The 23,599-nt window shown below is 63.4% G+C and carries 20 protein-coding genes and 1 tRNA gene; 13 read left to right on the plus strand and 8 right to left on the minus strand.

Annotated features, from left to right (window positions below):
* Positions 1–105: 105 nt before the first annotated feature.
* The 4 genes from NKI46_RS19990 to tkt form a co-directional block, all read right to left on the minus strand.
* Entirely contained in the window at positions 106–1,308 is a 1,203-nt protein-coding gene (locus NKI46_RS19990; protein WP_023706283.1) for a phosphoglycerate kinase, read from the minus strand.
* Between the two features lie 145 nt (positions 1,309–1,453).
* Positions 1,454–3,340 carry a potassium/proton antiporter gene (locus tag NKI46_RS19995; protein ID WP_023737392.1) on the minus strand — a complete coding sequence of 629 codons (1,887 nt, stop codon included), beginning with the start codon at positions 3,338–3,340 and terminating at the stop codon, positions 1,454–1,456.
* Positions 3,341–3,546: 206 nt separating this feature from the next.
* Positions 3,547–4,557 (minus strand): type I glyceraldehyde-3-phosphate dehydrogenase, encoded by a 1,011-nt coding sequence (gap, locus tag NKI46_RS20000; protein WP_352747532.1) that lies wholly within the window; start codon positions 4,555–4,557, stop codon positions 3,547–3,549.
* 152 nt (positions 4,558–4,709) lie between these two features.
* A complete protein-coding gene (gene tkt, locus NKI46_RS20005) occupies positions 4,710–6,701 on the minus strand; it encodes a transketolase (protein WP_352747535.1) in 1,992 nt (663 codons plus the stop codon).
* Positions 6,702–6,974: 273 nt separating this feature from the next.
* On the opposite strand from tkt, the gene NKI46_RS20010 reads away from it, so the two are divergent.
* The 4 genes from NKI46_RS20010 (at position 6,975) to NKI46_RS20025 (ending at position 9,493) form a co-directional block, all read left to right on the plus strand.
* Positions 6,975–7,247: a DUF4164 domain-containing protein gene (locus NKI46_RS20010; RefSeq protein WP_023670128.1), complete on the plus strand. Its 273-nt coding sequence runs from the start codon at positions 6,975–6,977 to the stop codon at positions 7,245–7,247.
* A 12-nt stretch (positions 7,248–7,259) separates the two neighbouring features.
* Entirely contained in the window at positions 7,260–7,625 is a 366-nt protein-coding gene (locus NKI46_RS20015; RefSeq protein ID WP_023670127.1) for a cell division protein ZapA, read from the plus strand.
* Between the two features lie 190 nt (positions 7,626–7,815).
* On the plus strand, positions 7,816–8,475 hold the full coding sequence (locus NKI46_RS20020; RefSeq protein ID WP_023727298.1) for a peroxiredoxin: 660 nt from the start codon (positions 7,816–7,818) through the stop codon (positions 8,473–8,475).
* 145 nt (positions 8,476–8,620) lie between these two features.
* Positions 8,621–9,493, plus strand: a complete 873-nt coding sequence (locus NKI46_RS20025) for an MBL fold metallo-hydrolase (protein ID WP_023818423.1) — start codon at positions 8,621–8,623, stop codon at positions 9,491–9,493.
* A 301-nt stretch (positions 9,494–9,794) separates the two neighbouring features.
* Here the strand turns inward: NKI46_RS20025 and rpoH are convergent, their stop codons facing one another.
* Both rpoH and NKI46_RS20035 read right to left on the minus strand, forming a co-directional pair.
* A complete protein-coding gene (rpoH, locus tag NKI46_RS20030) occupies positions 9,795–10,706 on the minus strand; it encodes an RNA polymerase sigma factor RpoH (protein WP_023670124.1) in 912 nt (303 codons plus the stop codon).
* Positions 10,707–10,950: 244 nt separating this feature from the next.
* The gene (locus NKI46_RS20035; protein ID WP_352747538.1) at positions 10,951–12,009 is read right to left on the minus strand and encodes an RluA family pseudouridine synthase; all 1,059 of its coding nucleotides are present in this window, start codon (positions 12,007–12,009) and stop codon (positions 10,951–10,953) included.
* A gap of 26 nt (positions 12,010–12,035) precedes the next feature.
* On the opposite strand from NKI46_RS20035, the gene NKI46_RS20040 reads away from it, so the two are divergent.
* The 6 genes from NKI46_RS20040 (at position 12,036) to tolA (ending at position 15,674) form a co-directional block, all read left to right on the plus strand.
* Entirely contained in the window at positions 12,036–12,416 is a 381-nt protein-coding gene (locus NKI46_RS20040) for a hypothetical protein (RefSeq protein WP_023701325.1), read from the plus strand.
* Between the two features lie 13 nt (positions 12,417–12,429).
* On the plus strand, positions 12,430–12,837 hold the full coding sequence (locus NKI46_RS20045) for a VOC family protein (RefSeq protein WP_023693672.1): 408 nt from the start codon (positions 12,430–12,432) through the stop codon (positions 12,835–12,837).
* Positions 12,838–12,929: 92 nt separating this feature from the next.
* Positions 12,930–13,004, plus strand: a tRNA-Glu gene (locus NKI46_RS20050).
* 592 nt (positions 13,005–13,596) lie between these two features.
* Positions 13,597–14,178: a VOC family protein gene (locus NKI46_RS20055; RefSeq protein WP_023683976.1), complete on the plus strand. Its 582-nt coding sequence runs from the start codon at positions 13,597–13,599 to the stop codon at positions 14,176–14,178.
* Positions 14,179–14,203: 25 nt separating this feature from the next.
* Entirely contained in the window at positions 14,204–15,085 is an 882-nt protein-coding gene (locus tag NKI46_RS20060; protein WP_352747541.1) for a glutathione S-transferase family protein, read from the plus strand.
* 220 nt (positions 15,086–15,305) lie between these two features.
* A complete protein-coding gene (tolA, locus tag NKI46_RS20065) occupies positions 15,306–15,674 on the plus strand; it encodes a cell envelope integrity protein TolA (protein ID WP_023701341.1) in 369 nt (122 codons plus the stop codon).
* 131 nt (positions 15,675–15,805) lie between these two features.
* Here the strand turns inward: tolA and NKI46_RS20070 are convergent, their stop codons facing one another.
* Positions 15,806–16,021 carry a hypothetical protein gene (locus NKI46_RS20070; protein ID WP_023690098.1) on the minus strand — a complete coding sequence of 72 codons (216 nt, stop codon included), beginning with the start codon at positions 16,019–16,021 and terminating at the stop codon, positions 15,806–15,808.
* 399 nt (positions 16,022–16,420) lie between these two features.
* On the opposite strand from NKI46_RS20070, the gene NKI46_RS20075 reads away from it, so the two are divergent.
* Positions 16,421–16,834: a DUF2865 domain-containing protein gene (locus NKI46_RS20075; protein ID WP_352747545.1), complete on the plus strand. Its 414-nt coding sequence runs from the start codon at positions 16,421–16,423 to the stop codon at positions 16,832–16,834.
* 118 nt (positions 16,835–16,952) lie between these two features.
* Here NKI46_RS20075 and NKI46_RS20080 read toward each other — a convergent pair whose 3' ends face one another.
* A complete protein-coding gene (locus NKI46_RS20080) occupies positions 16,953–17,309 on the minus strand; it encodes a hypothetical protein (protein ID WP_050485907.1) in 357 nt (118 codons plus the stop codon).
* Positions 17,310–17,497: 188 nt separating this feature from the next.
* Between NKI46_RS20080 and NKI46_RS20085 the strand changes: the two genes are divergently transcribed.
* Entirely contained in the window at positions 17,498–22,060 is a 4,563-nt protein-coding gene (locus NKI46_RS20085; protein ID WP_502896823.1) for a PAS domain-containing hybrid sensor histidine kinase/response regulator, read from the plus strand.
* Between the two features lie 496 nt (positions 22,061–22,556).
* Positions 22,557–23,585 (plus strand): substrate-binding domain-containing protein, encoded by a 1,029-nt coding sequence (locus NKI46_RS20090; protein WP_352747552.1) that lies wholly within the window; start codon positions 22,557–22,559, stop codon positions 23,583–23,585.
* Positions 23,586–23,599 lie beyond the last annotated feature (14 nt).

A 23,599-nucleotide genomic window follows, 5' to 3' on the forward strand; every position in this document is an offset into this window, starting at 1 on the left:
CGGTGTTGTTCCGCGCTTAAGGGAAGTCTACCGCCAAAGGAATGGCATCGGAAAGCTCGAATCGATTGAAAGTTTCCAGCGCCTCGTTTGACGCCCTCGTCCCGATCAGGCCTGCTTCTTCAGGACGTCGACGCCGGGCAGCGGCTTGCCTTCCATCCATTCCAGGAAAGCGCCACCGGCGGTCGAGACATAGGTGAAGTCGTCGGCGACGCCGGCATGGTTGAGGGCGGCCACCGTGTCGCCGCCACCGGCGACCGAGACCAGCTTGCCGGCCCTGGTGCGGGCCGCCGCGTGCCTGGCCGCCGCCACCGTGGCGTGGTCGAAAGGCTCGATCTCGAAGGCGCCGAGCGGGCCGTTCCAGACCAGCGTCGCGGCGCGGTCGATCCATTCACCGATCGTCTTCACGGTCTTTTCGCCGACATCGAGGATCATGCCGTCAGCCGGGACATCCGTAATGGCAACGGTCTCGCTGGCCGCACCCGCCTTGAATTCCTTGGCGACGACACCGTCGACAGGCAGGATGATGGCGCAGCCGGCTTCGGCGGCCTCGATCATGATCTGCTTGGCGGTCGCGGCAAGGTCATGCTCGCACAGCGACTTGCCGACAGCGGTGCCACGCGCGGCGAGAAAAGTGTTGGCCATGCCGCCGCCGATCACCAGCGCGTCGACCTTCTTCACCAGGTTCATCAACAAGTCGATCTTGGTCGACACCTTGGCGCCGCCGACAATGGCGACGACAGGGCGGACCGGATTGCCGAGCCCCTTCTCCAGCGCCTCGAGCTCGGCCTGCATGGTGCGGCCGGCATAGGACGGCAACAGCCGCGCCAGGCCTTCGGTCGAGGAGTGCGCCCGGTGGGCGGCGGAGAAGGCATCATTGACGAAGATATCGCCATTAGCGGCGAGCCGCTCTGTGAAATCAGGGTCGTTCTTCTCCTCGGTCTTGTGGAAGCGGGTGTTTTCCAGCAGCAGCACATCGCCCTTGTTCATGGCGGCGACCGCACTGCCCGCCGTGTCGCCGACGCAATCGCCGGCAAAGCCGACCGGGCGGCCAAGCACCTCCGCGGCAGCCTTGGCGATCGGCTCCAGCGAGAATTCGGGCGAGGGACCATCCTTCGGGCGGCCGAAATGCGCGAGCAGAATGACCTTGGCGCCCTTGCCGGACAGTTCGGCGATGGTCGGTGCGATGCGTTCGATTCGGGTGGCGTCGGTGACCTTGCCATCGGCGACGGGAACGTTGAGGTCGACGCGCACCAGCACGCGCTTGCCGCTGATATTGCCGATATCGTCGAGTGTCTTGAAGGCGGCCATGCGGGTTCCTTTCCGTGGAAAATCGCCGGGACCATACCTCGCATCGATGACGATGCAAGGCTTGAGCCGGGGTGCGAGCTAAATTTTGAGATCAAGGCGAAGGCTGTCGTGATGATGCGGGACGTCAGCGTGAACCGATCGCTTGTCAGCCTTCTGTCGTTATCTTTTCCGCCGTCGGCTCAAGGGCCTTCTCATTGGCTGTCGCCTCTGCAGTCTGCCTCTCGGTCGGCTTGCGCCAGTTGCGGATGAAGGCGGAGACACGATCGCCGATCTCGCCGGCGCTCAGGAACACCGGAACCCGCGCCACCGGCGCGGTCGGCTCGAAGGAGAGGCCGAGACCGGTGATCTTGCCCTTGTCGTCGACGTCGCGGACGATCAATTCGATCGGGCCGATCAGCACCCGGTCGGCATATTCGGCATGGCCGCCGAGCCTTGCCGTCACCAGCGCGCCGACGGTGAGCTTCTGCTCGGCTTCGCTCAATCCCGGTGTGTATGCGGCCTCGAGCTCTGCGGCCGAGCGGGCGGGATCGACGGCGAAGGCGCCGAAGAAGTCGGCATCCTCGGGGTCGACTACGGCGCGGCTGGCAAACAGCTTGTCAAGCAGGCGCGGATAGCGGTCGGGCACGAAGATATAAACCTGGTCGCCGGCCGCGAGCCGGCCCATGTCCTGGAAACGCATCGAGCGGCCGTCGCGCAGCACCAACGAGGGCCGTGCCCAGCGCGGGATACGCTCGCCGCGCGCCACCGGGCTGCCGGGCGCCACGCGGTAGGCGAGCAGTTCGTGGTGGGCGGAGCCCGGCAGTTCGAGTTCGACCTTGTCGAGCGGCCCGAGCCTCGCCGGCACGATCAGGCCGAGCCGGCGCGCCAGCGGACCGACCGACCAGCCCTGCACCACCAGCGATACCAGCACGATGATGAAGGCGACGTTGAAGATGGTGCGGCCGTTCTCCAGTCCGCCGAGCAGCGGGGTGATGGCAAGCAGGATGGACACGGCGCCGCGCAGGCCGACCCAGGAGACGAAGGCGATCTCGGGACGCGGCAGGCGGAACGGGATAAGGCAGAGCCAGACGGCGACCGGGCGCGCTACAAACATCAGGAACAGGCCGAGCAGCACCGCCGGCACCATGATCGCCGGAAACTGCGAGGGTGTCGCGAACAGGCCGAGGATCAGGAACATGATGATCTGTGCCAGCCACGACATGCCGTCCTGGAAGCGCTTCAGGATGGTGACGGCGCGGATGTCGGAGTTGCCGGCAATCAGCCCGGCGAGATAGACCGCCAGGAAGCCCGAGCCGCCAATGGCGCCGGCCGCGGCGAACACCATCAGCGACAGGGTCAGCACGAAGATCGGCAGCAAGCCATGGTCGAGGTTGAGCCGGTCGACGAGGCGCACGATGCCGAGCCCGCCAAGCACGCCGACGACGGCGCCGAGCCCCATATTGAGCAGGAAGCCGAGGATCAGGTCGGTGACCAGCACATGGGTCTCGGGATTGGCGTGGGCGGCGATGATCTCGACCAGCGTGATGGTCAGGAAGATGGCGATGGGGTCGTTGGTGCCGGATTCGACTTCGAGCGTGGCGCGCACGCGCTCGCGCAGATTGATTTCGCCGGCGCGCAGCAGGAAGAACACCGCAGCCGCGTCGGTCGAGGCGACGGCAGCTCCCAGAAGGAAGGATTCCAGCCAGCTGAGGTCGAGCAGATAATAGGCGGCGGCGCCGAACAGGCCAGTGGTCAGGATTACGCCGAAGGTCGCCAGCGACAGCGCCGGTCCGGCCGCTTGGCGCAGCGCGTTGAGCGGCGTGCCGAAACCGGAATCGAACAGGATGACCGCCAGCGCCAGTGAGCCGGCAAAATATGCCACGCGCGCATTGTCGAATTCGATGCCGAGACCATCGACGCCGCTGGCGAGGCCGATGCAGAGGAAGAGCAGCAGCAAAGGGGCGCCGAAGCGAAAGGCGATCAGGCTCGAGAACGCTGCGGCGACGACTAGCGCTGTGCCGACCAGCGTGACGAGATAGATCGCATGCTCCATCCGTGATTTGCCCCTCGAATTCCTCTTTCTACCGATTCACGGGAGAGTGGGGCGAAGGCATGGCCGGTGCAAGGCGCAAGGATGGCTTTTTGCCTTATGCCGCTGATTTTCCGGCGTTTGGCGGCTCGGCGCGCCTTGCCCGGCGCGCTGACGAAAAACGCCCGGGCACAGCCGGGCGTTCGAAGCTGCGAGACGATGCCTTCAGGTCAGGCGATGGTCTTGCCGAAGGCGACCGAGGTGTCGGCCATGCGGTTGGAGAAGCCCCACTCATTGTCGTACCAGGACAGCACCGAAACGAAGTTGCCGTCCATGACCTTGGTCTGGTCGAGCGCCAGGATCGACGAGCGCGGATCGTGGTTGAAGTCGATCGACACATTCGGATGATGGGTGACGCCGAGAATGCCCTTCAGCTTGCCGTTGGAGGCGGCGATCACTGCTTCGTTTATCTCCTGCACGGTGGTGGCGCGCTTGGCGATGAACTTGAAGTCGACAACCGAGACGTTGGGGGTCGGCACGCGGATCGAGATGCCGTCGAGCTTGCCCTTGAGGTCGGGCAGCACCAGGCCGATCGCCTTGGCCGCACCGGTCGAGGTCGGGATCTGCGACAGGGCAGCCGCGCGGCCGCGGTAGAGATCCTTGTGCATGGTGTCCAGCGTCGGCTGGTCGCCGGTGTAGGAGTGGATCGTCGTCATCATGCCCATTTCGATGCCGACGGTCTCGTGCAGCACTGCGGCGAGCGGCGCCAGGCAGTTGGTGGTGCAGGACGCATTCGAAATGACGATGTGGTCCTTGGTCAGCTTGTCGTGGTTGATGCCGTAGACGACGGTGAGGTCAGCACCTTCGGCAGGCGCGGAGACGACGACGCGCTTGGCGCCGGCGGTCAAATGCGCGGCAGCCTTGTCGCGGGCGGTGAAGATGCCGGTGCATTCGAGCGCGATGTCGATGCCGAGCTCCTTCCACGGCAGCTGCGCCGGGTCCTTGATCGCGGTGACCTTGAAGGTCTCCTTGCCGACGGTGATCTGGTCGCCCGAGACCGACACTTCGTGCGGGAAGCGGCCGTGCACGCTGTCATAGCGCAGCAGATGCGCGTTGGTCTCGACCGGGCCGAGGTCGTTGACGGCGACGACGTCGATGTCCTTGCGGCCGGATTCATGGATGGCGCGCAGGATGTTGCGGCCGATGCGGCCAAATCCGTTGATGGCAACTCTGACGGTCATTTTACTCTCCCTGGGAGCTGGAGGCGGCAGATGGGTCCGCAGCTTCATAGCGGCGGATGGCACAAGAATCCAGCCGCAGAAGGCCGAATTTAAATCGATTAGGTTGGACCAGCCCCGCGAATCCGCCTTGGTGCGCGGGACTGACCCTGATCTTACTGGCCGTGCAGGCGGGCTTCCGCCGCCTTGGCCGCGGCTTCGGCGGTGATGCCGAAATGCGGGTAGAGCTGCTCGATGGTGCCGGAAGCGCCAAAGCCGGTCATGCCGATGAAGATGCCGTCGGAGCCGATCAGGTGATCCCAGCCCTGACGGATGCCAGCCTCGATCGCCATCTTGATCGGCGCGTTGCCGATCGTCTCCTTGCGGTAGGCGTCGCTCTGCTGGTCGAACAGTTCGAAGCAAGGCACCGAGACGACGCGGGTCGGGTGGCCATGCTGTTCCAGCAGTTCGCGGGCGCCGAGCGCGATCTCGACCTCGGAGCCGGTGGCGAAGATCGTCACCGCCGCTTCGCCGCTCGCCGCGGCCAGCTCATAGGCGCCCTGGCTGCTGAGGTTCCTGGCCGAGTGCTCGGTGCGCACCGTCGGCAGGTTCTGGCGGGTCAGCGCCAGGGTGGACGGGGTCTTTTCCGATTCAATGGCAATCTGCCAGCATTCGGCGGTTTCCACCGCGTCGGCCGGGCGGAAGACATTGTGGTTGGGGATGGCGCGGAGCGCCGCCAGATGCTCGACCGGCTGGTGGGTCGGGCCGTCTTCGCCCAGACCGATCGAATCATGGGTCATGACGAAGATCGAGCCGATGCCCATCAGCGACGCCAGCCGCATCGACGGACGGGCATAGTCGGAGAAGCACATGAAGGTGCCACCATAGGCGATGAGGCCGCCATGCAGCGTCAGGCCGTTGAGGGCGGCCGCCATGCCATGCTCGCGGATGCCGTAGTGGACATAGCGCTGGCCGTAATCGTCCGGCGTGATGTTCTTGGTCTGGCTGGTCTTGGTGTTGTTGGAGCTCGTCAGGTCGGCAGAGCCGCCGATGGTCTCGGGCACGGCGCCGTTGATGACTTCCAGCGCCATTTCCGACGATTTGCGGGTGGCGACCTTCGGCTTGTCGGCCGACAGCTTCTTCTTGTAGTCGGCAATGACGGCATCGAAGTTCGACGGCAGCTTGCCGGCGAGGCGGCGCTCGAACTCGGCCTTCATCTCGGGCTTGGCCTTGGCGAGCCGGCCCTCCCAGTCGGTGCGCGGCTTGGCGCCGGCCTTGCCGGCGGTGCGCCAGGCGTCGAGGATGTCGGCCGGGATCTCGAAGGGCGGCGAGTCCCAGTTGAAGAATTTCCGCGCGCCGGCGATCTCGTCGGCGCCGAGCGGCGAGCCGTGCGCCTTGTTGGTGCCGGCCTTGGTCGGGGCGCCGAAGCCGATGGTCGTCTTGCAGGCGATCATCGTCGGCTTGTCGGAATGGCGGGCGGCTTCGATGGCGTAGGCGATCGCCTCGGGGTCGGTGCCGTCAATGTGGCTGGCGTTCCAGCCCGAGGCCTGGAAGCGGGCGACCTGGTCGGTGTTGTCTGCAAGCGAAACCGGACCGTCGATCGAGATGTTGTTGTTGTCCCAGAAGACGATCAGCTTGTTGAGCTTGAGGTGGCCGGCCAGCGCGATGGCTTCCTGGGAAACACCTTCCATCAGGCAGCCGTCGCCGGCCAGCACATAGGTGTAGTGGTCGACGAGGTCGTTGCCGAAGGCGGCGTTCATGATGCGCTCGCCGAGCGCGAAGCCGACCGAATTGGCGAGACCCTGGCCGAGCGGGCCGGTCGTCGTCTCGATGCCGGTGGCATGGCCGTATTCGGGATGGCCGGCAGTCTTGGAACCCAGCTGGCGGAAATGCTTGATCTGGTCGAGGGTCATGTCCTCGTAACCGGTCAGATGCAGCAGCGAGTAGAGCAGCATCGAACCATGGCCGGCCGACAGGATGAAGCGGTCGCGGTCCGGCCAATGGGGGTTCTTCGGATCATATTTCAGGAAGCGGGTGAACAGCACTGTGGCGATGTCGGCGCAGCCCATGGGCAGGCCGGGATGGCCGGACTGGGACTTCTCGACGGCGTCCATGGAGAGAAAACGGATCGCATTGGCCATCCGGTCATGTTGTTCACGCGACGTCATGGTACCTCCGGGGTGGGGATTTGTGGGCTTGGCAGAGCCCAGGAAAGAGTGCGCGACACATAGCAGCCACGGGCTTTTAGTCAACAAATCGGCTGCACATTTGCCGGTCTTGTGATGGCTTTGAGACCTTATGGGCCGACCTACATTAGCGTTAGCGGGGGACAGTCGCGAGAGCTTTGTTGACGTTGCCTTCACCCGGTGCCTAATGTTTCCTTGTTAACGCGTTCTGAACGCGAAGCGATTCGGTGATGGGCAGGGCACAGGACGAAGGCCATGACCGGCGAAACCACACTCAAGGAAGTCATCCACAGGCTGGGCAAGGCCATCGAGGGGCTGGAAAACGCCGTCGCGGCCAAGCTCGAGCACGAGCGCGACTATTCCGAAGCCGAGGCTGAGGTGCAGCGCATGAACGCCGACCGTTCACGGCTGGCGCAGGAACTCGACAATTCCGAAGCCCGCGCCGAACGGCTGGAAGATGCCAACAAGGAAGTGTCGCGCCGCTTGGTGACCGCCATGGAAACCATCCGCGCGGTGCTGGACAGGTAGGAGCTGCAGGCCATGGCACAGGTCACGGTTTCCATCGACGGCAAGCAGTATCGCATGGCTTGCGACGAGGGTCAGGAAGAGCACCTGATCGACCTCGCCGAGCGGTTCGACCGTTATGTCTCGCATCTGAAGGATTCGTTCGGCGAGATCGGCGACCAGCGGCTGACGGTGATGGCCGGCATCATGGTGATGGACGAGCTTTCGGAGCTGCAGAAGCGGGTCAAGGGCATGGAGACCGAAGTGCAGACGCTGCGCAAGACGCGCGACGAAGCGCTGACCAAGGCCGACAAGAACGACACCGTGCTGACCAGCGCGCTCGGCGCGCTCGCCCAGCGCATGGAAGACCTGGCCACGTCGCTGGCGGTCAACAAGGCCTGAGCCTTCCCCGCACAAACGAAAGATTGTCGGCCCAACGTCGGTCCGTAGAACGAAAGTGCTCGTTCCGTCGCCAATAATAGTTTCCTATTGTCCTGCAGCCGCGATTTTTGCGCTAAGATGCGGGAATGCCGGAGCGTTGACGCCGTCCACGGCCGCTCCTGACGAAATCTGTTGCTGGGGAAATAATGCCATGAGCCTTCGTATCAACGACATCGCGCCTGACTTCACCGCCGAGACCACGCAAGGGCCGATCAAGTTTCATGACTGGATCGGCGACGGCTGGGCGATCCTGTTCAGCCATCCGAAGAATTTCACCCCGGTCTGCACCACCGAGCTGGGCACGATGGCGGGGCTCGAAGGCGAGTTCAAGAAGCGCAACGTCAAGGTCATCGGCATTTCCGTCGATCCCGTTGCGAGCCACGACAAGTGGCAGGCCGACATCAAGACGGCGACCGGCCAGACGGTGAACTACCCGCTGATCGGCGACAAGGACCTCAAGGTGGCCAAGCTTTATGACATGCTGCCGGCGGGCGCCGGCGAGACGTCGGAAGGCCGCACGCCGGCCGACAACGCCACGGTGCGCTCGGTCTATGTCGTCGGGCCGGACAAGAAGATCAAGCTGGTGCTGACTTACCCAATGACGACGGGCCGCAACTTCGACGAGATCCTGCGCGCGGTCGATTCCATGCAGCTGACCGCCAAGCACCAGGTGGCGACGCCGGCCAACTGGAAGCAGGGCGAGGATGTGATCATCACCGCCGCGGTTTCGAACGAAGATGCGGTCAAGCGTTTTGGCGCTTTCGAGACGATCCTGCCCTATCTCAGGAAGACCAAGCAGCCGTCAGCCTAGGTTGTCTCCGTCGGAGCTATTTGGGGCTTCAGTCCTATTTGTGGCAAGGCGTGCTTGACCGGCGCGCTTTGCCAGATGACCATGCTCTTGTTCAACCCGACGGAGAAAACGGTTCCTGTCGGGCAAGGGGCAGGGGGGCCGGACATTGGACATCGCTTCGGCCAAACCTGAGGTCGCCGGCTTCTACGACAAGCCGACCGGCGCCATCCAGTATGTCGTCACCGACCCGGTGACGAGACGCTGCGCCGTCATCGACCCGATCCTCGATTTCGACGAAAAATCCGGCGCGACGGCGACGAAGAATGCCGACGCCTTGCTGGATTTTATCCGCGAAAACGGGCTGGAGCTCGAGTGGATCCTGGACACCCATCCGCATGCCGATCATTTCTCGGCGGCGCACTATCTCCGGGAAAAGACCGGCGCGCCGACGGCGATCGGCGACAGGATCATCGAAGTCCAGGCGCTGTGGAAGGCGATCTACAACTGGCCGGATTTCCCCGCAGACGGCTCGCAGTGGGACCGGCTGTTTGGGGAAGGCGAAACGTTCATGATCGGCAACCTGCCGGTCAAGGTGCTGTTCTCGCCCGGCCACACGCTCGCCTCGATCACCTATGTCATCGGCGACGCCGCCTTCGTCCACGACACGCTGTTCATGCCCGACAGCGGCTCGGCAAGGACGGACTTTCCCGGCGGCAGTGCCGCGCGGCTGTGGCATTCGATTGAGGGCATTCTGGCGCTGCCGGACGATACGCGCGTGTTCGTCGGCCACGACTATCAGGCCGGCGGCCGCGAGCCGTGCTGGGAGAGCACGGTCGCCGAGCAGAGGGCAAAGAATATCCACCTCGTTGCGGCGCGCAGCGAAGCCGAGTTCGTCGACTTGCGCGAAGCGCGCGACAAGACACTGCCGATGCCGCGGCTGATCCTGCATGCGCTGCAGGTCAACATGAATGGTGGACGGCTGCCGGAACCGGAGGCCAATGGGAGGCGGTATCTGAAGTTTCCGCTTGATGGGCTTTGAGAGGGCAGTTGGCGAAGCTGCCGATCTCCCCCCTTGCGGGGGAGATGCCCGGCAGGGCAGAGGGGGGTGCTGTCCCGCTGACCTGTCAGTCGGGTAGCTGTGCCGTCTATTCCGATAGGGTAGCCAAAACCGAAGTTGGCGATCCTTCACACCCCCCTCTGTCCTGCCGGACATCTCCCCCGCAAGGGGGGAGATTGGATGTCAAGAATGCTTTCGCCAATCGCCAGCGTAAGCGTAAGACATAAAAAAAGGCGGCGCCGGTTTCCCGACGCCGCCTTCTGTTCCTTAGCCGAACCCAGCTTTACGCCGCCGGCTGCGCCTCGATCGTGCGCAGCGCCTGCATCTGGCGCTTGGCGGCGGCCTTGACCGCGTCCTGCACCTTCTCGAAGGCGCGCACCTCGATCTGGCGCACGCGCTCGCGGCTGATGTCGAACTCGGACGACAGCTCTTCCAGCGTCAGCGGCTCCTCGGCGAGGCGGCGGGCCTCGAAGATGCGCCGCTCACGATCGTTGAGCACGGCCAGAGCGCCCGACAGCATGCCGCGGCGGTTTTCCAGCTCGTCCTGCTCGATCAGCATGTCTTCCTGGCTTTCGTGATCATCGACCAGCCAGTCCTGCCATTCGCCGGATTCACCTTCGCTGGCGCGGATCGGCGCGTTCAGCGACGCGTCGCCCGACAGGCGGCGGTTCATCGACACGACTTCGGCTTCCGACACGTTCAGCCTGGTGGCGATCTCGGTGATCTGGTCGGGCTTGAGGTCGCCATCGTCCAGCGCCTGGATCTTGCCCTTCACCTTGCGCAGGTTGAAGAACAGGCGCTTCTGATTGGCGGTCGTGCCCATCTTGACCAGGCTCCACGAGCGCAGGATGTACTCCTGGATCGAGGCCTTGATCCACCACATGGCGTAGGTCGCGAGGCGGAAGCCACGCTCGGGTTCGAATTTCTTGACGGCCTGCATCAGGCCGACATTGCCTTCCGAGATCACTTCGCCGATCGGCAGGCCGTAGCCGCGATAGCCCATGGCGATCTTAGCGACGAGCCGAAGATGGCTGGTGACGAGCTTGTGCGCAGCGCTGGTGTCTTCATGCTCGGCGTAGCGCTTGGCGAGCATGTACTCTTCCTGCGGCTGAAGCATGGGAAAGCGGCGGATTTCTTCCAGGTAGCGGCTGAGGCCGCCTTCGCCGGAAACAATACTGGGTAGTGACTGGGCCATGATTGCGCCCCCTCTCTATTGGAGTGATGCCCCCGAAACGCGGCGGGCATGTGACGCGAGCACCAAAAGGCTCGCCCGCGACAACCGATTTATATAGGAACAAAACCGGAAAAGACAGGCATTTGTTCAACACGAAACAGTGTGTCACGCTGAAGTGAACAATGCCGCTCAGGTTTTAGCTGGCTTGTTTAGACGCAATTCCGGACGGAAAACCGTTTCACACTTTTCCTGGAATTGCTCGGGTTCAGAGTTTGCGAAAGCCGCCGACGAGTTCCTCCATGTCCCCCGGTATCGGCGCCTCGAACCTCATCGATAAATGGGTAGCCGGGTGCCGAAATGCAAGGAGCCAGGCATGCAAAGCTTGCCTGGAAAACGCCTTGACCTGACCCTTCAGCAGTTCAGGCAGCCGGTTGGCCTTGGTGCGGAAGGCCTGGCCGTAATCCGGGTCACCGATGACGGGATGGCCGATATGGGCCATGTGGACGCGGATCTGGTGGGTGCGGCCGGTTTCTAGCCGGCATTCGACCAGGCTGGCGGTGGCGAACGCCTGCTGGCCCTCGCCGAAACGCTCCTTGACGGTGAAATGGGTCACGGCGTGGCGGGCGTCGTCACGGCCTTCCGGCACGACGGCGCGGCGCACGCGGTCGGCGGCACGGCCAAGCGGCGCGTCGACCGTTCCGGTCGGCCGCGACGGGATTCCCCAGACCAGCGCCAAATAAGCACGTTCGAGGTCGCCGGTGCGGCCGTGGTCGGCAAAGGCCTCCGACAGCGCCTTGTGGGCGCGGTCGGTCTTGGCCACCACCATGACGCCGCTGGTTTCCTTGTCCAGCCGATGGACGATGCCCGGCCGCCTGACGCCGCCAATGCCTGAAAGACTGTCGCCGCAGTGGTGGATCAGGGCATTGACCAGCGTGCCGGTCCAGTTGCCGGCGCCGGGATGGACGACGAGGCCGGCCGGCTTGTTGATGACGATCAGCTCGTCGTCCTCATAAAGCACGTCGAGCACGATGGGCTCGCCTTGCGGTTCGGCCGGTTCCGGCTCGGGCATGACGACCGATACGCGCTCGCCGGCACTCATCTTGCGCTTGGTCTCGTCGACCGGCTTGCCGTCGATCGAAACGGCACCTTGCCGGATCAGCATCTGCACCCGGCTGCGCGACATGTCGGGACCAAGGGCGCTCGCCAGCCACTGGTCGAGGCGCTGGCCGGCCGCTTCCGCGCCGGCTTCGAGCACGGTCGGCGCCGCCTCTATGAATTGTCCAGCCTCTATCAATTCAGGGGTCTCTTCGCTATGAGCGCTCATCGAAAAAAGTTCCGGAAAGTTCTGCCATGGCCCGGCCCGTTGCCGATGAAGAAGAAAAGCCGCTCGATCCCGAGATCGAAAAGGTGCGCGGCAGGCTCATCCGTTTCATGGCCATCAATCTCGGCCTGCTTTTGCTGGCCCTTATGGTGGTGATCGCAGCCATTGTCTACAAATCGCGCAAAGCGCCGCCCGCGAACCCGCCGCTCGCCAACGACATTCCAGTTCCGCCCGGCGAGCCGCTCGCGGCCGACATAGTGCTCCCGGTCGGAGCCAAGGTGATCAGCCAGGCTCTGTCGGGCAATCGCATTTCGATCGACGCCGAGATCAGCGACGGCAGCCGCACCATCTTCGTCTACGACATCGCCGAGCGCCGTATCATCGGCCGCTTCGCCATCCGCAACAAATGAGCGGGCCGAAACAATGACCGGGTTTGCCGACCATCGCCGCATAGCAACCGTTACGCTCGTCGTCGCCGATTATGACGAGGCGATTGCCTGGTATGTCGGCAAGCTTGGCTTTGCGCTCTGCGACAACATCGATCTCGGTGACGGCAAACGCTGGGTGACGGTGACGCCGTCGGCCGGGCAAGGCCCCCGGCTGCTTTTGGCGGAAGCGTTGGACGATGTGCAGAAAAGCCGCGTCGGCGACCAGACCGGCGGCCGCGTGGTTTTGTTTCTCGAAACCGACGATTTTGCCAGGGACCATGCGACGATGCTGGAAAACGGCGTCGATTTCCATGAAACGCCACGCCATGAGCCGTACGGCACCGTGGCGGTTTTCGCCGATCTCTACGGCAATCTGTGGGATCTGATCGAGCCGAAACGCTAAGTCCGCAAACCGAGATTGCACAGAAGCGGTCCGGCCGTTCGAAGCCCAGTTGCTTTTTCCAAACCGTCAGCCTATATCGCCGGTTCTTGAACGCGCCCATCGTCTAGCGGTCAGGACACCGCCCTCTCACGGCGGGAACAGGGGTTCGATTCCCCTTGGGCGTACCAAGCAACGACTTTCCTTCCGCATCATCGAAAATTTCGGGCAGCAGCCGCGCGGATCGCGTGTGACCGCGAGGGTCGGCGGCATCAGCGAAATTCGGCAAGTCCGCGTACCCGAATACACCCAATTTAAGTCAGGCCGCGACGCTTGAAAGCGTAGCGATCTCTGTTACTTGCGGTGCGGGGGTAGCATCTGCGGCAACGCGGATTTGGTTGGGCATAGCAGGCATGAATTCGGCAATAATGATATGCCCGTGCTGTCACGGCAGCGGGCAGGTTTTCGATTGCTTGAAATGGCGCGAGTCGAAAGGGCATTGCTGCCCGCAAGGCACGCATCGGGCCGGCTGTCCCGGGCAGACGATGGCATGCGCCGAATGCGCGGGCCTGGGTACGCTGGCGGAAGCCGATTCAGAGCCGTTGCATAGCCTCAGGTCATGCAACTCAAGCCCCTTTCACCACCCAGCGCCGGCAGTCTCCGCGAGCTTCTGGCGCGGCGCTGCCAATTGCACTAGCATCATGTACGAAGCCTTGCCAAAGGGCTCGTTGCGGCGCGCAAGACGCCGGGGAACATAGGCGAGGGTCGGCGAGGAGGAGACCGATGCAGAAACTGCAGTCGCAGGGCGTCCATCACATCACCCTCGTCGGCGCCGGCCGCCAGACCTCGATCGATTTCTGGGAGGGCGTGCTCGGCATGCCGTTCATTTTCGAGCAGCCCAACCTCGACAAGCCAAGCGAAAGCCATCTTTATTTCGATCCCGGCGACGGCAGGCTGATCACCGTCTTCACCGACGAGAGCCGCACGCCGGTCAAGCGGCGCACGCCGACCGAACCGGGCTGCGTCCATCATATTGCGTTCTCGGTGTCGCGCGTGACCTTCCTGCAGGCGGTCGCTCGGCTCGATGAGCGCGCCATCAAGCACAGCGGCGTCAAGGATCGCGGCTTCATGGATTCGATCTATTTCGAGGATCCGCTCGGCCTCTTGATCGAACTCGCCTCCTATCGCTTCGATCCGCCGGCAGGTTTCACCCATGCCGACGTGCTGATGCAGGCGCACAAGCTGCGCGTTGCGCGCGGCGACTACAACATCGCCGAAGTACACCTTGCCGACGCGATCCAGACGCTGGTCGAATGGTCGCGCGCGACCTTGTCAGACGACCGGACGCCGAAGAATCCATACTGACGGCCAGCAAAAGGGGAGGACCACAATGGCAAAGACAGTTAAGAGCGCTGGCAAACCAGCGGCCAAGCCAGCAGTAAAAGAGGCAGTGAAGCCGGCGGCAAAAGCGGCCGTAAAGGCCGCGCCGAAGGCAGCCGCAAAGCCGGCCGCCAAAACCGCGACGAGGCCGGCTGCCAGGAAATCCGCGCCGAAGGCCAAGGCGGCGAAAAAACCTGCGCTGAAGCTCTCGATGCTGAAGCCAAGCGTCAACAACATGACCGTTCGGGTGTTTGCCCGTGCAGCCGGGTTCGACGCCGCCGAGACCGACGCCTGGGGCCACACGCGGTCGCCGGAATATATGGCGCGCAATCCGGCGCATCTGACGCCGATGATCGAGGACAAGGGGCTGCCGCGCGGCGTGCTCTGGGAGAGCTGTGCCATCATGCAGTATCTCGCCAACAAGCACGGGCTGGAGAAATTCTATCCCAAGGCACCGGCCAAGCGGGCGATGGTCGACAGCGCCATGTTCTACCTGATCGGCACGCTCTACCCCTATGTGGCGCGCGCCACCTATCCGGCGCTGGGTTTCCCGCACTATGCCGGCGAGGTCGGCCATAGCGACGCTCATCCGGAGAAGAAGTCCGAGGCGCAGAAGGCCGCCATGGCGGCGGTTGCCGAGCCGCTGGAGGTGTTTCACTCCTTCTTCAGGGACGGCAAGCCGTTCATCGGCGGCAAGCACCCGTCGATCGCCGACATACGCCTGGCATCGACGCTGGAGTTCCTGGCCGTCATCGACTATGCGCTGCCAAAATGGGCCAAGGAGTATGTCGCGGCGATGGAGAAGAAACTCGGCAAGGCCTATGCCGAGCCGGCCGGCGACGTGCGCGGCTACATCGCCTATGTGAAGTCGCAGGCCAGCGCGCAAAACTAAGGATTCGTTAACCAAAACGCTGTCTATTGAAGGCACCGCGCGACCACGGATGTACTGGCGCAAGGGTGAAGGGAAAGGTCGGCGCAATGCCGGCCTTTTGCTTTTCGCCGATGCGCCATCAGGCCCGTCTCATGCCGTAAAGTCTGACATCAGGCATATTGCCATCGTCTGCTTCGACCCTACCATCATGGTCGGCGGACGACACACGAGGAGCTTTGCGATGAAGGGCGTAGCGAGAGTGTTTGCGATTGCCGGTGTTGTGTTGGTCGGAGGCTACCCGTGCAATGCCGCGCCGCTCGACACGATGGCGGAGGTCGGCGATGCCATCCAGGCGTGCTGGACGCCGCCGGCGGGTGCTGGAAATGCCAGCGTCACCTTGAGCTTCAGCTTCAAGCGCGACGGCACGCTGATCGGTCCGCCGCGGCCGACGGCGATCAAGGTCGATGGCGATGCGGATACCAGGAAATCATTCGTCGACGCCGCAACCACTGCCCTGCAAAAGTGCCTGCCGTTGAGCTTCTCGCCGACGCTGGCGCAAGGCGTCGCGGGCAATGTCTTCACCGTGCAATTCGCTTCGCCCAAGCAGTAGGCGAGCGGGCGAGCGTTTCACCGTTTCACAAACGGCGACCCCCTCTCTCGTTGTCTTGACGCAATTCCCAGGGGAAAGCGCTACGCGCTTTTCCCGGAAAAACGACTCACACTTTCCTGAAGTTGCTCTGATCAGTTGTGCGGGCGTCTGATATCGACATGCCGCTGCAGTTCCGGCGTCTCGAAGACGTAGTCGGCCCAGGCGGATTCCGGAATCTGTCCGGCCAGATAGCATTCCAGCAACAGGCTCTGTTCGGGATCGAGCGCTCTCGGCGCCCGCTCATGGTCCAGCCCCAGCGAGTGGAACAGGTTCCTGGTCAGGCCAGAGACAGTGAAGTGAATAGACATCTTCGTCTCCTTTGCCCGACACAACGCGAGACACCGGAGAAAGGTTTCATCCGCAAGGGCCGACAACGCGGGATCGATGATTGCGGCGGCCCGGGCTCGCCCGAGCCTGGCCTCGTCTCAATCTTGAAACAAAAGTGTAATAGCGAATTTACAGGAACCGGCATAATACACTCGGGTGCAACGCCAGATCGCCGGCGCCGCGATTTCGCGCCGGGATACGTCCGGACTGCAGGCCAGGCTCGTCGCGCTCGGCTGCACGCCCGCCGCCGGGCAACAAAGACAGCGTCCGGCTGGCGCCATGATCGGCAGCAATTCGATGCTGTTTTGCGTTCGTCTCACCGACGGCTATTTCTTCCCGGCGCCGAAATCGCAGTTCGTCAAGGCGGCGATGTCAAGGAGATGGTCGACCAGTGCCGCTACATCTGCGACGATGCCGGCGTCGACCTGTACATGCTCAGGGACCCAAGCCTTGAAACCGAAAAGATGGTCGCGCTCGATACGCGCACATCCTACAAGGACCTGCCGACGGCCGTCAAATATCGCGGTGATGCGAACTTCAGGGCCTGCGACCTCAAGCGCTATCACCGGCGCGTTGCCGAGCTGAGAGCGCGCACGGTGACGCCAGCCAATATGGCCAACGCGATCATTCCTTTGCCGTCAGCGAAGCCGGATCTTGGCACCGTGGCGCAAATTCCCCAGCCTGGCGCAGACGCTGCAGAGGCCAGGGGCGCCGCCCAGCGAGAGTCGGTCGAGCTATTGGCCGGCTCGCGGCCGGTCAGGGTGGTCGGGCCGGCTTTCTTCCCGGCGGAGTAACCTGCGCCTAGAGCGTTTGTCCGTTTCACCGAAACGGCGAACCGCTCTATGTCTTTGTTTTACGCAATTCCGGACGGAAAACCGTTTCACACTTTTCCTGGAATTGCTCAAGTACCAGCTATTCGCAAACCATCCTGTAGCGTTTGCCGGGTTCGCTGACATTCTTGCAGGTGAGCGGATTGGCCGGTTCGGAAGCCATGCTGGGCGGGCTGGACCTGACGTGCCGCCTTGGCGCGGCAATTTGCGTTGTGTGCCTGCGTGCCGCGGGCCGGTAGGGCTCCTGCGGCGGCGGCGTCGGAAACACACCGGCTTCCGCCTGCATCCGGCTGGCCTCGGTCTGCGACGGATCGCGATCCCAGACCCGCCTGATATCGAGCGGCTTCGGGATCACCACCGTGCCGTCATAGCTGCGTGCGCAGCCGCTGCCCGCAAGCAGCGCCAGGCACAGGAAACAAGGCACGATCCAACCCGTCATCAGCAACACCCCCGCCGACTTATAGCCCGGCCGGGGTTCCGCCGACAACCGGCGGAATACCGCAGGGCAATGTGGCTCTGGCCGCAGTCTGGATTGGTTATGGTTAGCGGATCATTAATGCTTCTCGGGCACATTCCGCCGGCGAACCGCTGAGGGGGTTCGGCCTTGGCTTTCGGGGTGGGAACGGGATGGCTGACGGGACTGTTGGAACACGCGGCGGACGCGGTTCCCGAAAAGGGGTGGTGAACGGCGAGGATACGTCCGTCGGGGGTTCGCCCGAAGCGATGCGCGAACTGGTCGAGGCCGGCGCCGACTGGGTCTGGGAGACCGACGCCGAGCTGCGCTTTTCCTGGCTTTCGGAGAACTACCAGGCCGCCACCGGCATCGATCCCGCCAGCATTCTTGGCCGTTTCCGCTTCGATTTCCTCAAGCAGATGGTGCACGGCAATCGACACGCCGCCGCGCATCTGGAGGATCTGCAGGCGCATCGGCCGTTTCGCGACTTTGTTTATGAGTTGAAGGGCGGCCGTCCCGGCTGCCGCTGGGTTTCGATCACCGGTTCCCCGCGGTTCGACGGCGAAGGCGAATTCATCGGCTATCGCGGCATCGGCCGCAACGTCACGGCACTGGCCGGTGCGCTGGACGAACTGCGGCAGGACGAGAGCGATCCGCCGGCCGGCGAGGCTACGCAGCACCTCGCCGATCTCGAGCGGACAATGGATGCCATGCATATGGGCGTCGTGGTGCTTGACGCGAAGTTCGACACGCTCATCGTCAACAAGGCCTATCGCGAGCTCTCCAGGATTCCCGACGGCGCCGTCACTGTCGGCGCGCCGTTCAGTCTGTTGATGGAACTCAACCGCCGCAACGGCATCTACGGCGATCTCGATGAACAGCAGTGGCAGCACTATCTAGCCACCCGCATCGAGGAGATCAGCGCCGGCTCGGTTGCGCCACGCGAATTTCTCCATGCCAACGGCAGGACGATGATGTTCTCGGTGACGGCATTGTCCGGCGGCAAGCGGCTGTTGACCTACTACGACGTCTCCGAGCTCAAGCGTCGCGACGCAGAGATCGAGAGTGCCAACGCCAAAATTACGGAGACCTTCGCCAATCTTCGCACGATGGTCGACCAGATGCCGATCGGCGTGCTCGTCCTTGATGCGGACATGCGCGCGGAGGTGATCAACCGCGCCTTCTATGATTTCTGGGAAATCGATCCCCGACGCGCCGGCATCGGCTGCGGCTTCCGCGAACTGATGCAGGCCAGCCGCGATATGGACCCGTACGGTGCTGACGATGCCGAATGGCAGGGCCACATCGCCGAGCGCGAAGCAGAAATCTCGGCCGGCCTGGTGGGCTCCAGGCAATTGCCACGCAATGACGGCCGTACGCTGATTGCATCGCTGGCGCCGCTCGCCGGCGGCAAAAGGCTGATCTCCTATGTCGACGTCACCAACATGAAAGATCGCGAGGCTGAACTCGCCCTAGCGTTGGAGAAATCGCGGCTGGCCGAGGCGGTGATCAACGGCGTCAAGGATCCGATCTTCGTCAAGGACGACAATCTGCGTTTCGTCTTCGTCAATGAGGCGTTTTCGGCACTGTTCGGACAGAGCCCGCAAGCGATGCTGGGCAGGCCCGGCGGCGACTTCCTCAAGCAAAAGGACGCCGCCCAATTCGAAGACAGCGAACGCGCCGTGCTGGCGACCGGCACGCCCTACGAGGTCGAGGAGACTTTCGACGCCGAGGGCGCCAGCCGCTCGCGCATCGTGCGCAAGAACCGCGTCGGCATGCCCAGCGGCCGCAACTATGTCGCCGGTTTCCTGTTCGACATCTCCGACATGAAGCGCCGCGAGACCGAAGCCGAGGACGCCCGCAAGAACCTCACCACGGTGCTGGAGTCGCTGCCGGCGGCCGTCATCATCTATGACCGCGACGACAAGTTCGTCTTTGCAAACCGCAAGCTGCAGGACACGCTGCCGGAGCTGAAACCGGCATGGCAGCCCGGCCGCAGCTTCCGCGAGGCCCTGGAACTCGGACATTCGGTCGGCTATTTCCGATCGAGCGGCGATCGAGAAATCGATAGGCTCTATGAAGGCGACCCCGATGTCTGGCTCAATGCCATCCTCGCCCGCTATCGCCTGCCCAACTCGTCCTATGAGCGCCTCAATGCGGACGGCCGCTGGTATCAGGTCTACGATATGCGCACCGAGGACGGCACCTTCATCGGCGTGCGCGTCGACATCTCGGAGATCAAGAGCCGCGAAAAGGCGCTGCAGGAAAGCATGCGCCAGATCGACCTGTTCCGCCACGTCATGGACGAACTGCCGGTCGCCGCCTTCATCAAGGCGCAGGATCTGAGCATGGAATTCGTCAACAAGGCCTGGTGCGCGCTGACCGGCATCCCCAAGGAGGAAGTCATCGGCCGGACCGATCTCCAGCTTTTCGGCATCGACGACGCCGAAACCTACACCCATGACGACACCGAGGTCGTCGTCACCGGCCGCGGCCGCGAGATCGAGGAGCCCGTTACCCATCGCGACGGCACGGTGCGGCAATTGATGACGCGCAAGAGCCGGCTGGTGGCGCTCGATGGGTCGGTGCACCTTGTCGGCTCCAGCACCGACATCACCGACGTCAAGGCGCGCGAGCAGGCGCTGGAAGAGAGCATGCGCGAGAACGAGGTGTTCCGCAATCTCATCGACAACGTGCCGGTGTCGATCTACGCCAAGCGCTCCGACCTCAGGCAGTTCTACGTCAACAAGGGCTGGTGCGACCTCACCGGCCTCCGCAGGGAAGACGCGATCGGCAAGACGGACATCGAGATTTTCGGCGAAGACGGCGAAGCCTTCGTCAACAGCGATCTCGCCGTGCTGCGCACAGGCGATACACAGGAGATCGAGGAAACGGTGACGCTTGCCGACGGCAGCGTGCGCCACCAGTTCGCCCGCAAGGGCGCGATGATCGCGTCCGACGGTTCGCTCTATCTGATTGGGTCGACCACCGACATCACCGAACTGAAGCTGCGCGAGGCCGAACTGCGCGAGGCGCGCCAGCGCGCCGTGCTGGCCGACCGCGCCAAGTCGGAATTCCTGGCCAATATGAGCCACGAGATCCGCACGCCGATGAACGGCGTACTCGGCATGGCCGAGTTGCTGGCCAAATCCGACCTCGATCCCAAGCAGAAGACGTTCACCGATATCATCGTCAAGTCGGGTAACGCGCTCTTGACCATCATCAACGACATACTGGACTTCTCCAAGATCGATGCCGGACAGCTGGTGCTCGACCCTGCGCCCTTCAACCTGCCCGAAGCGATCGAGGATGTGGCGACGCTGATATCGACGCGCGCCAAGGAGAAGGACCTCGAGCTCATCGTGCGCGTCGAGCCGGGCCTGGAAAGCCTGTTCGTCGGCGATGTCGGTCGCGTCAGGCAGATCGTCACCAATCTGGTCGGCAACGCGGTGAAGTTTACCGACGAAGGCCACGTGCTGGTCGACGTGACCGGACAAAGGGGGCCGACGGGGACAAAGCTTACCGTTTCGGTCACCGACACCGGCATCGGCATTCCGCAGCAGAAACTGAAGCTCGTCTTCGAAAAATTCAGTCAGGCCGACACCTCGTCGACCAGACGCCACGAAGGCACAGGGCTCGGGCTCGCCATCACCTCGCGGCTGGTCGAGTTGATGGGCGGCGAGATCGGTGTCGAGAGCGCCGAAGGCAAGGGCTCGACCTTCTGGTTCACCGTGACATTGCCCAGGGCCGAGGAACAGACCGGACGGCGGATCATGCCGGTCGACGTGACCGGCTCACGGGTGCTGATCGTCGACGACAATGCCGTCAACCGATCGATCCTGAGCGAGCAGATGGCGTCATGGACCTTCGATTCCTGCGCCGCCGAAAGCGGACCCGAAGGGCTCAAGGTGCTGGTCGCCGCGGCTGCCTACGGCGTGCCGGTCGACTGCGTCGTGCTCGATTATCAGATGCCGGGGATGAGCGGCGCCGAAATGGCGCGCGTCGTGCGCAACACCGCAGGGCTGGCCGACACGCCGATCATCATGCTGACCTCGGTCGACCAGTCGCTCGCCAACACCAGCTATCGCGATCTCGGCATCGACGCCCAGCTGATCAAGCCGGCGCGTTCCTCGGTGCTTCTGGAAACGCTGGTCGCCACCATCCAGCGGCACCATCACAATATCACGGACGGCCGTGTGCTGCCGGCGGCAAGCAGCGGTTCCGGCGGCGGCAGGAACGAACCGTCGCCGGCAAAGCCGCCGCTCGCTGCATCGGAACGCGCCTTGCTGCAACCGCCGCCGGTTCGTGCCCGCGCCCGGGCCGCCGGGGATGAACGCCGGCTCGACATTCTCGTTGCCGAGGACAATGAGGTGAACCAGATGGTGTTCACCCAGATAATCGGCGAAACCGGCTACAGTTTCGAAATCGTCGGCAACGGCCGCAAGGCGCTCGACGCCTTCGGCCGGCTTAATCCGCGCATGATCCTGATGGACGTCTCGATGCCGGAGATGAACGGGCTCGAGGCCACCGCCGCAATTCGCCGGCTGGAAGAACATACGGGTATGCATATCCCGATCGTCGGCGTCACCGCGCATGCCTTGAAGGGCGACCGTGAGCGCTGCCTGGAAGCCGGCATGGACGACTATCTGCCCAAGCCGATCAGCCCCAGGGCGCTGCTCGAAAAGGTCGAGCGCTGGGTCGGCATATCAGGCGAAGCCCAACGAGACGCTGGATAGCAACCTGCGGCGCCGCCGGGATTCGGCCGCGCCGCAACAGCCAAGGATATGGTGCGATCGCACCATATCAAAGCTGGCGCCCAGTCAGGACAATGGTCGCAACGAAACCGCTCATTCAGTTACGGGCGGGAGCAAGCGACCGCCGACAAGAAACAGCGTCGAATCTACCCCAACGGACCTGTTTTTGGCGATGGCTCGGCCAAGATTCGCTCTGGTCACGGGCAACGCGCTCCCGTCCGGTTTTTCTTTCTCGGCATCGCGGCCTGCGGTGTGCCGGGACTTGATGCCAGCACGAATTGCGCAAGCGTCTGATTCCAGCGGCAACTTCCATTCCCACAAACCGGCTTAAAGGGTGCGGCCCACAAGACGTCTGTGCGACGTTACCGGGCTGACACGAAACTGTCATGCGACTGTAATAATCGAAGGCTATTGGCCTCAGCGGGCGCCGGTTTGAAGAGGGCGCCAAGAGACCATCTTCCGAACAGGAGCAGGCCACATGAAGAAATTCCTCGTTACGGCATCGGCCGTGGCGGTAGCGTTCGCCGCATCGTCCGGTGTCGCCGCTGCGCGTGACCAGATCCAGGTCGCCGGTTCGTCGACCGTGCTGCCTTACGCCAAGATCGTCGCCGAGCAGTTCGGCGAAACCTTCACCAACTTCAAGACCCCGGTGGTCGAGTCCGGCGGCAGCGGCGCCGGCATCAAGGAGTTCTGCAAGGGCGTCGGCGAAGACACGATCGACATCGCCAACTCCTCGCGCCCGATCAAGAAGGACGAGCTGAAGTCCTGCGCCGACGCCGGCGTCAAGGACGTCCAGGAAGTCCGCATCGGCTATGACGGCATCGTCTTTGCCACCGACATCAAGGGTCCGGACTGGGCGCTGGCTCCCGCCGACATCTACAAGGCGCTCGCCGCCAAGCTGGTGGTCGACGGCAAGCTGGTCGACAACCCGAACACCAAGTGGAACCAGGTCAATCCGAAGCTGCCCGACTGGGATATCGCCGCCTATATCCCGGGTGAGAAGCACGGCACCCGTGAAGTGTTCGAGACCAAGCTGCTCGACGCCGGCTGCGACAAGGCCGCTTTGAAGGCTGCCGGCATCGCCGACGACAAGGAAATCGGCAAGACCTGCATCGCCATCCGCAAAGACGGCAAGGCTGTCGACATTGACGGCGACTACACCGAGACGCTGGCCCGCATCGACTCCAACAAGACCGGCGTTGGCGTGTTCGGCCTCGCCTTCTACGAGAACAATGCCGACAAGCTGAAGGTCGCTACCGTGGAAGGCATCGTGCCTTCGACGCAGACCATCGCCGATGGCACGTACCCCGTGTCGCGGCCGTTGTTCTTCTACGTCAAGAAGGCGCATCTGGGCGTCGTTCCCGGCCTCAAGGAATATGTCGAGTTCTTCCTTGATGACCAGATGATCGGCCCGGAAAGCCCGCTCGCCCAGTACGGCCTGGTTTCCGCTCCCGACGCCGAACGTCAGGGCCAGCGCGACGCCTTCACCGCTGGAAAGACAATGTAATCAACGGACGGATC

Source organism: Mesorhizobium sp. M0615, assembly GCF_040320805.1.
GTDB lineage: Bacteria > Pseudomonadota > Alphaproteobacteria > Rhizobiales > Rhizobiaceae > Mesorhizobium.

Excerpts from the sequence above, each read along its gene's own strand:
- NKI46_RS20075 (WP_352747545.1), top strand. The coding sequence starts at position 16,421 with ATGGTCGACCAGTGCCGCTACATCTGCGACGATGCCGGCGTCGACCTG.
- NKI46_RS20035 (WP_352747538.1), bottom strand. The coding sequence starts at position 12,009 with ATGAGCGCTCATAGCGAAGAGACCCCTGAATTGATAGAGGCTGGACAA.
- NKI46_RS19990 (WP_023706283.1), bottom strand. The coding sequence starts at position 1,308 with ATGGCCGCCTTCAAGACACTCGACGATATCGGCAATATCAGCGGCAAG.
- NKI46_RS20070 (WP_023690098.1), bottom strand. The coding sequence starts at position 16,021 with ATGTCTATTCACTTCACTGTCTCTGGCCTGACCAGGAACCTGTTCCAC.
- NKI46_RS20060 (WP_352747541.1), top strand. The coding sequence starts at position 14,204 with ATGGCAAAGACAGTTAAGAGCGCTGGCAAACCAGCGGCCAAGCCAGCA.
- NKI46_RS20015 (WP_023670127.1), top strand. The coding sequence starts at position 7,260 with ATGGCACAGGTCACGGTTTCCATCGACGGCAAGCAGTATCGCATGGCT.
- NKI46_RS20045 (WP_023693672.1), top strand. The coding sequence starts at position 12,430 with ATGACCGGGTTTGCCGACCATCGCCGCATAGCAACCGTTACGCTCGTC.
- NKI46_RS20010 (WP_023670128.1), top strand. The coding sequence starts at position 6,975 with ATGACCGGCGAAACCACACTCAAGGAAGTCATCCACAGGCTGGGCAAG.
- NKI46_RS20020 (WP_023727298.1), top strand. The coding sequence starts at position 7,816 with ATGAGCCTTCGTATCAACGACATCGCGCCTGACTTCACCGCCGAGACC.
- gap (WP_352747532.1), bottom strand. The coding sequence starts at position 4,557 with ATGACCGTCAGAGTTGCCATCAACGGATTTGGCCGCATCGGCCGCAAC.
- NKI46_RS19995 (WP_023737392.1), bottom strand. The coding sequence starts at position 3,340 with ATGGAGCATGCGATCTATCTCGTCACGCTGGTCGGCACAGCGCTAGTC.
- NKI46_RS20055 (WP_023683976.1), top strand. The coding sequence starts at position 13,597 with ATGCAGAAACTGCAGTCGCAGGGCGTCCATCACATCACCCTCGTCGGC.
- tolA (WP_023701341.1), top strand. The coding sequence starts at position 15,306 with ATGAAGGGCGTAGCGAGAGTGTTTGCGATTGCCGGTGTTGTGTTGGTC.
- NKI46_RS20085 (WP_502896823.1), top strand. The coding sequence starts at position 17,498 with ATGGCTGACGGGACTGTTGGAACACGCGGCGGACGCGGTTCCCGAAAA.
- rpoH (WP_023670124.1), bottom strand. The coding sequence starts at position 10,706 with ATGGCCCAGTCACTACCCAGTATTGTTTCCGGCGAAGGCGGCCTCAGC.
- tkt (WP_352747535.1), bottom strand. The coding sequence starts at position 6,701 with ATGACGTCGCGTGAACAACATGACCGGATGGCCAATGCGATCCGTTTT.
- NKI46_RS20090 (WP_352747552.1), top strand. The coding sequence starts at position 22,557 with ATGAAGAAATTCCTCGTTACGGCATCGGCCGTGGCGGTAGCGTTCGCC.
- NKI46_RS20080 (WP_050485907.1), bottom strand. The coding sequence starts at position 17,309 with ATGACGGGTTGGATCGTGCCTTGTTTCCTGTGCCTGGCGCTGCTTGCG.
- NKI46_RS20040 (WP_023701325.1), top strand. The coding sequence starts at position 12,036 with ATGGCCCGGCCCGTTGCCGATGAAGAAGAAAAGCCGCTCGATCCCGAG.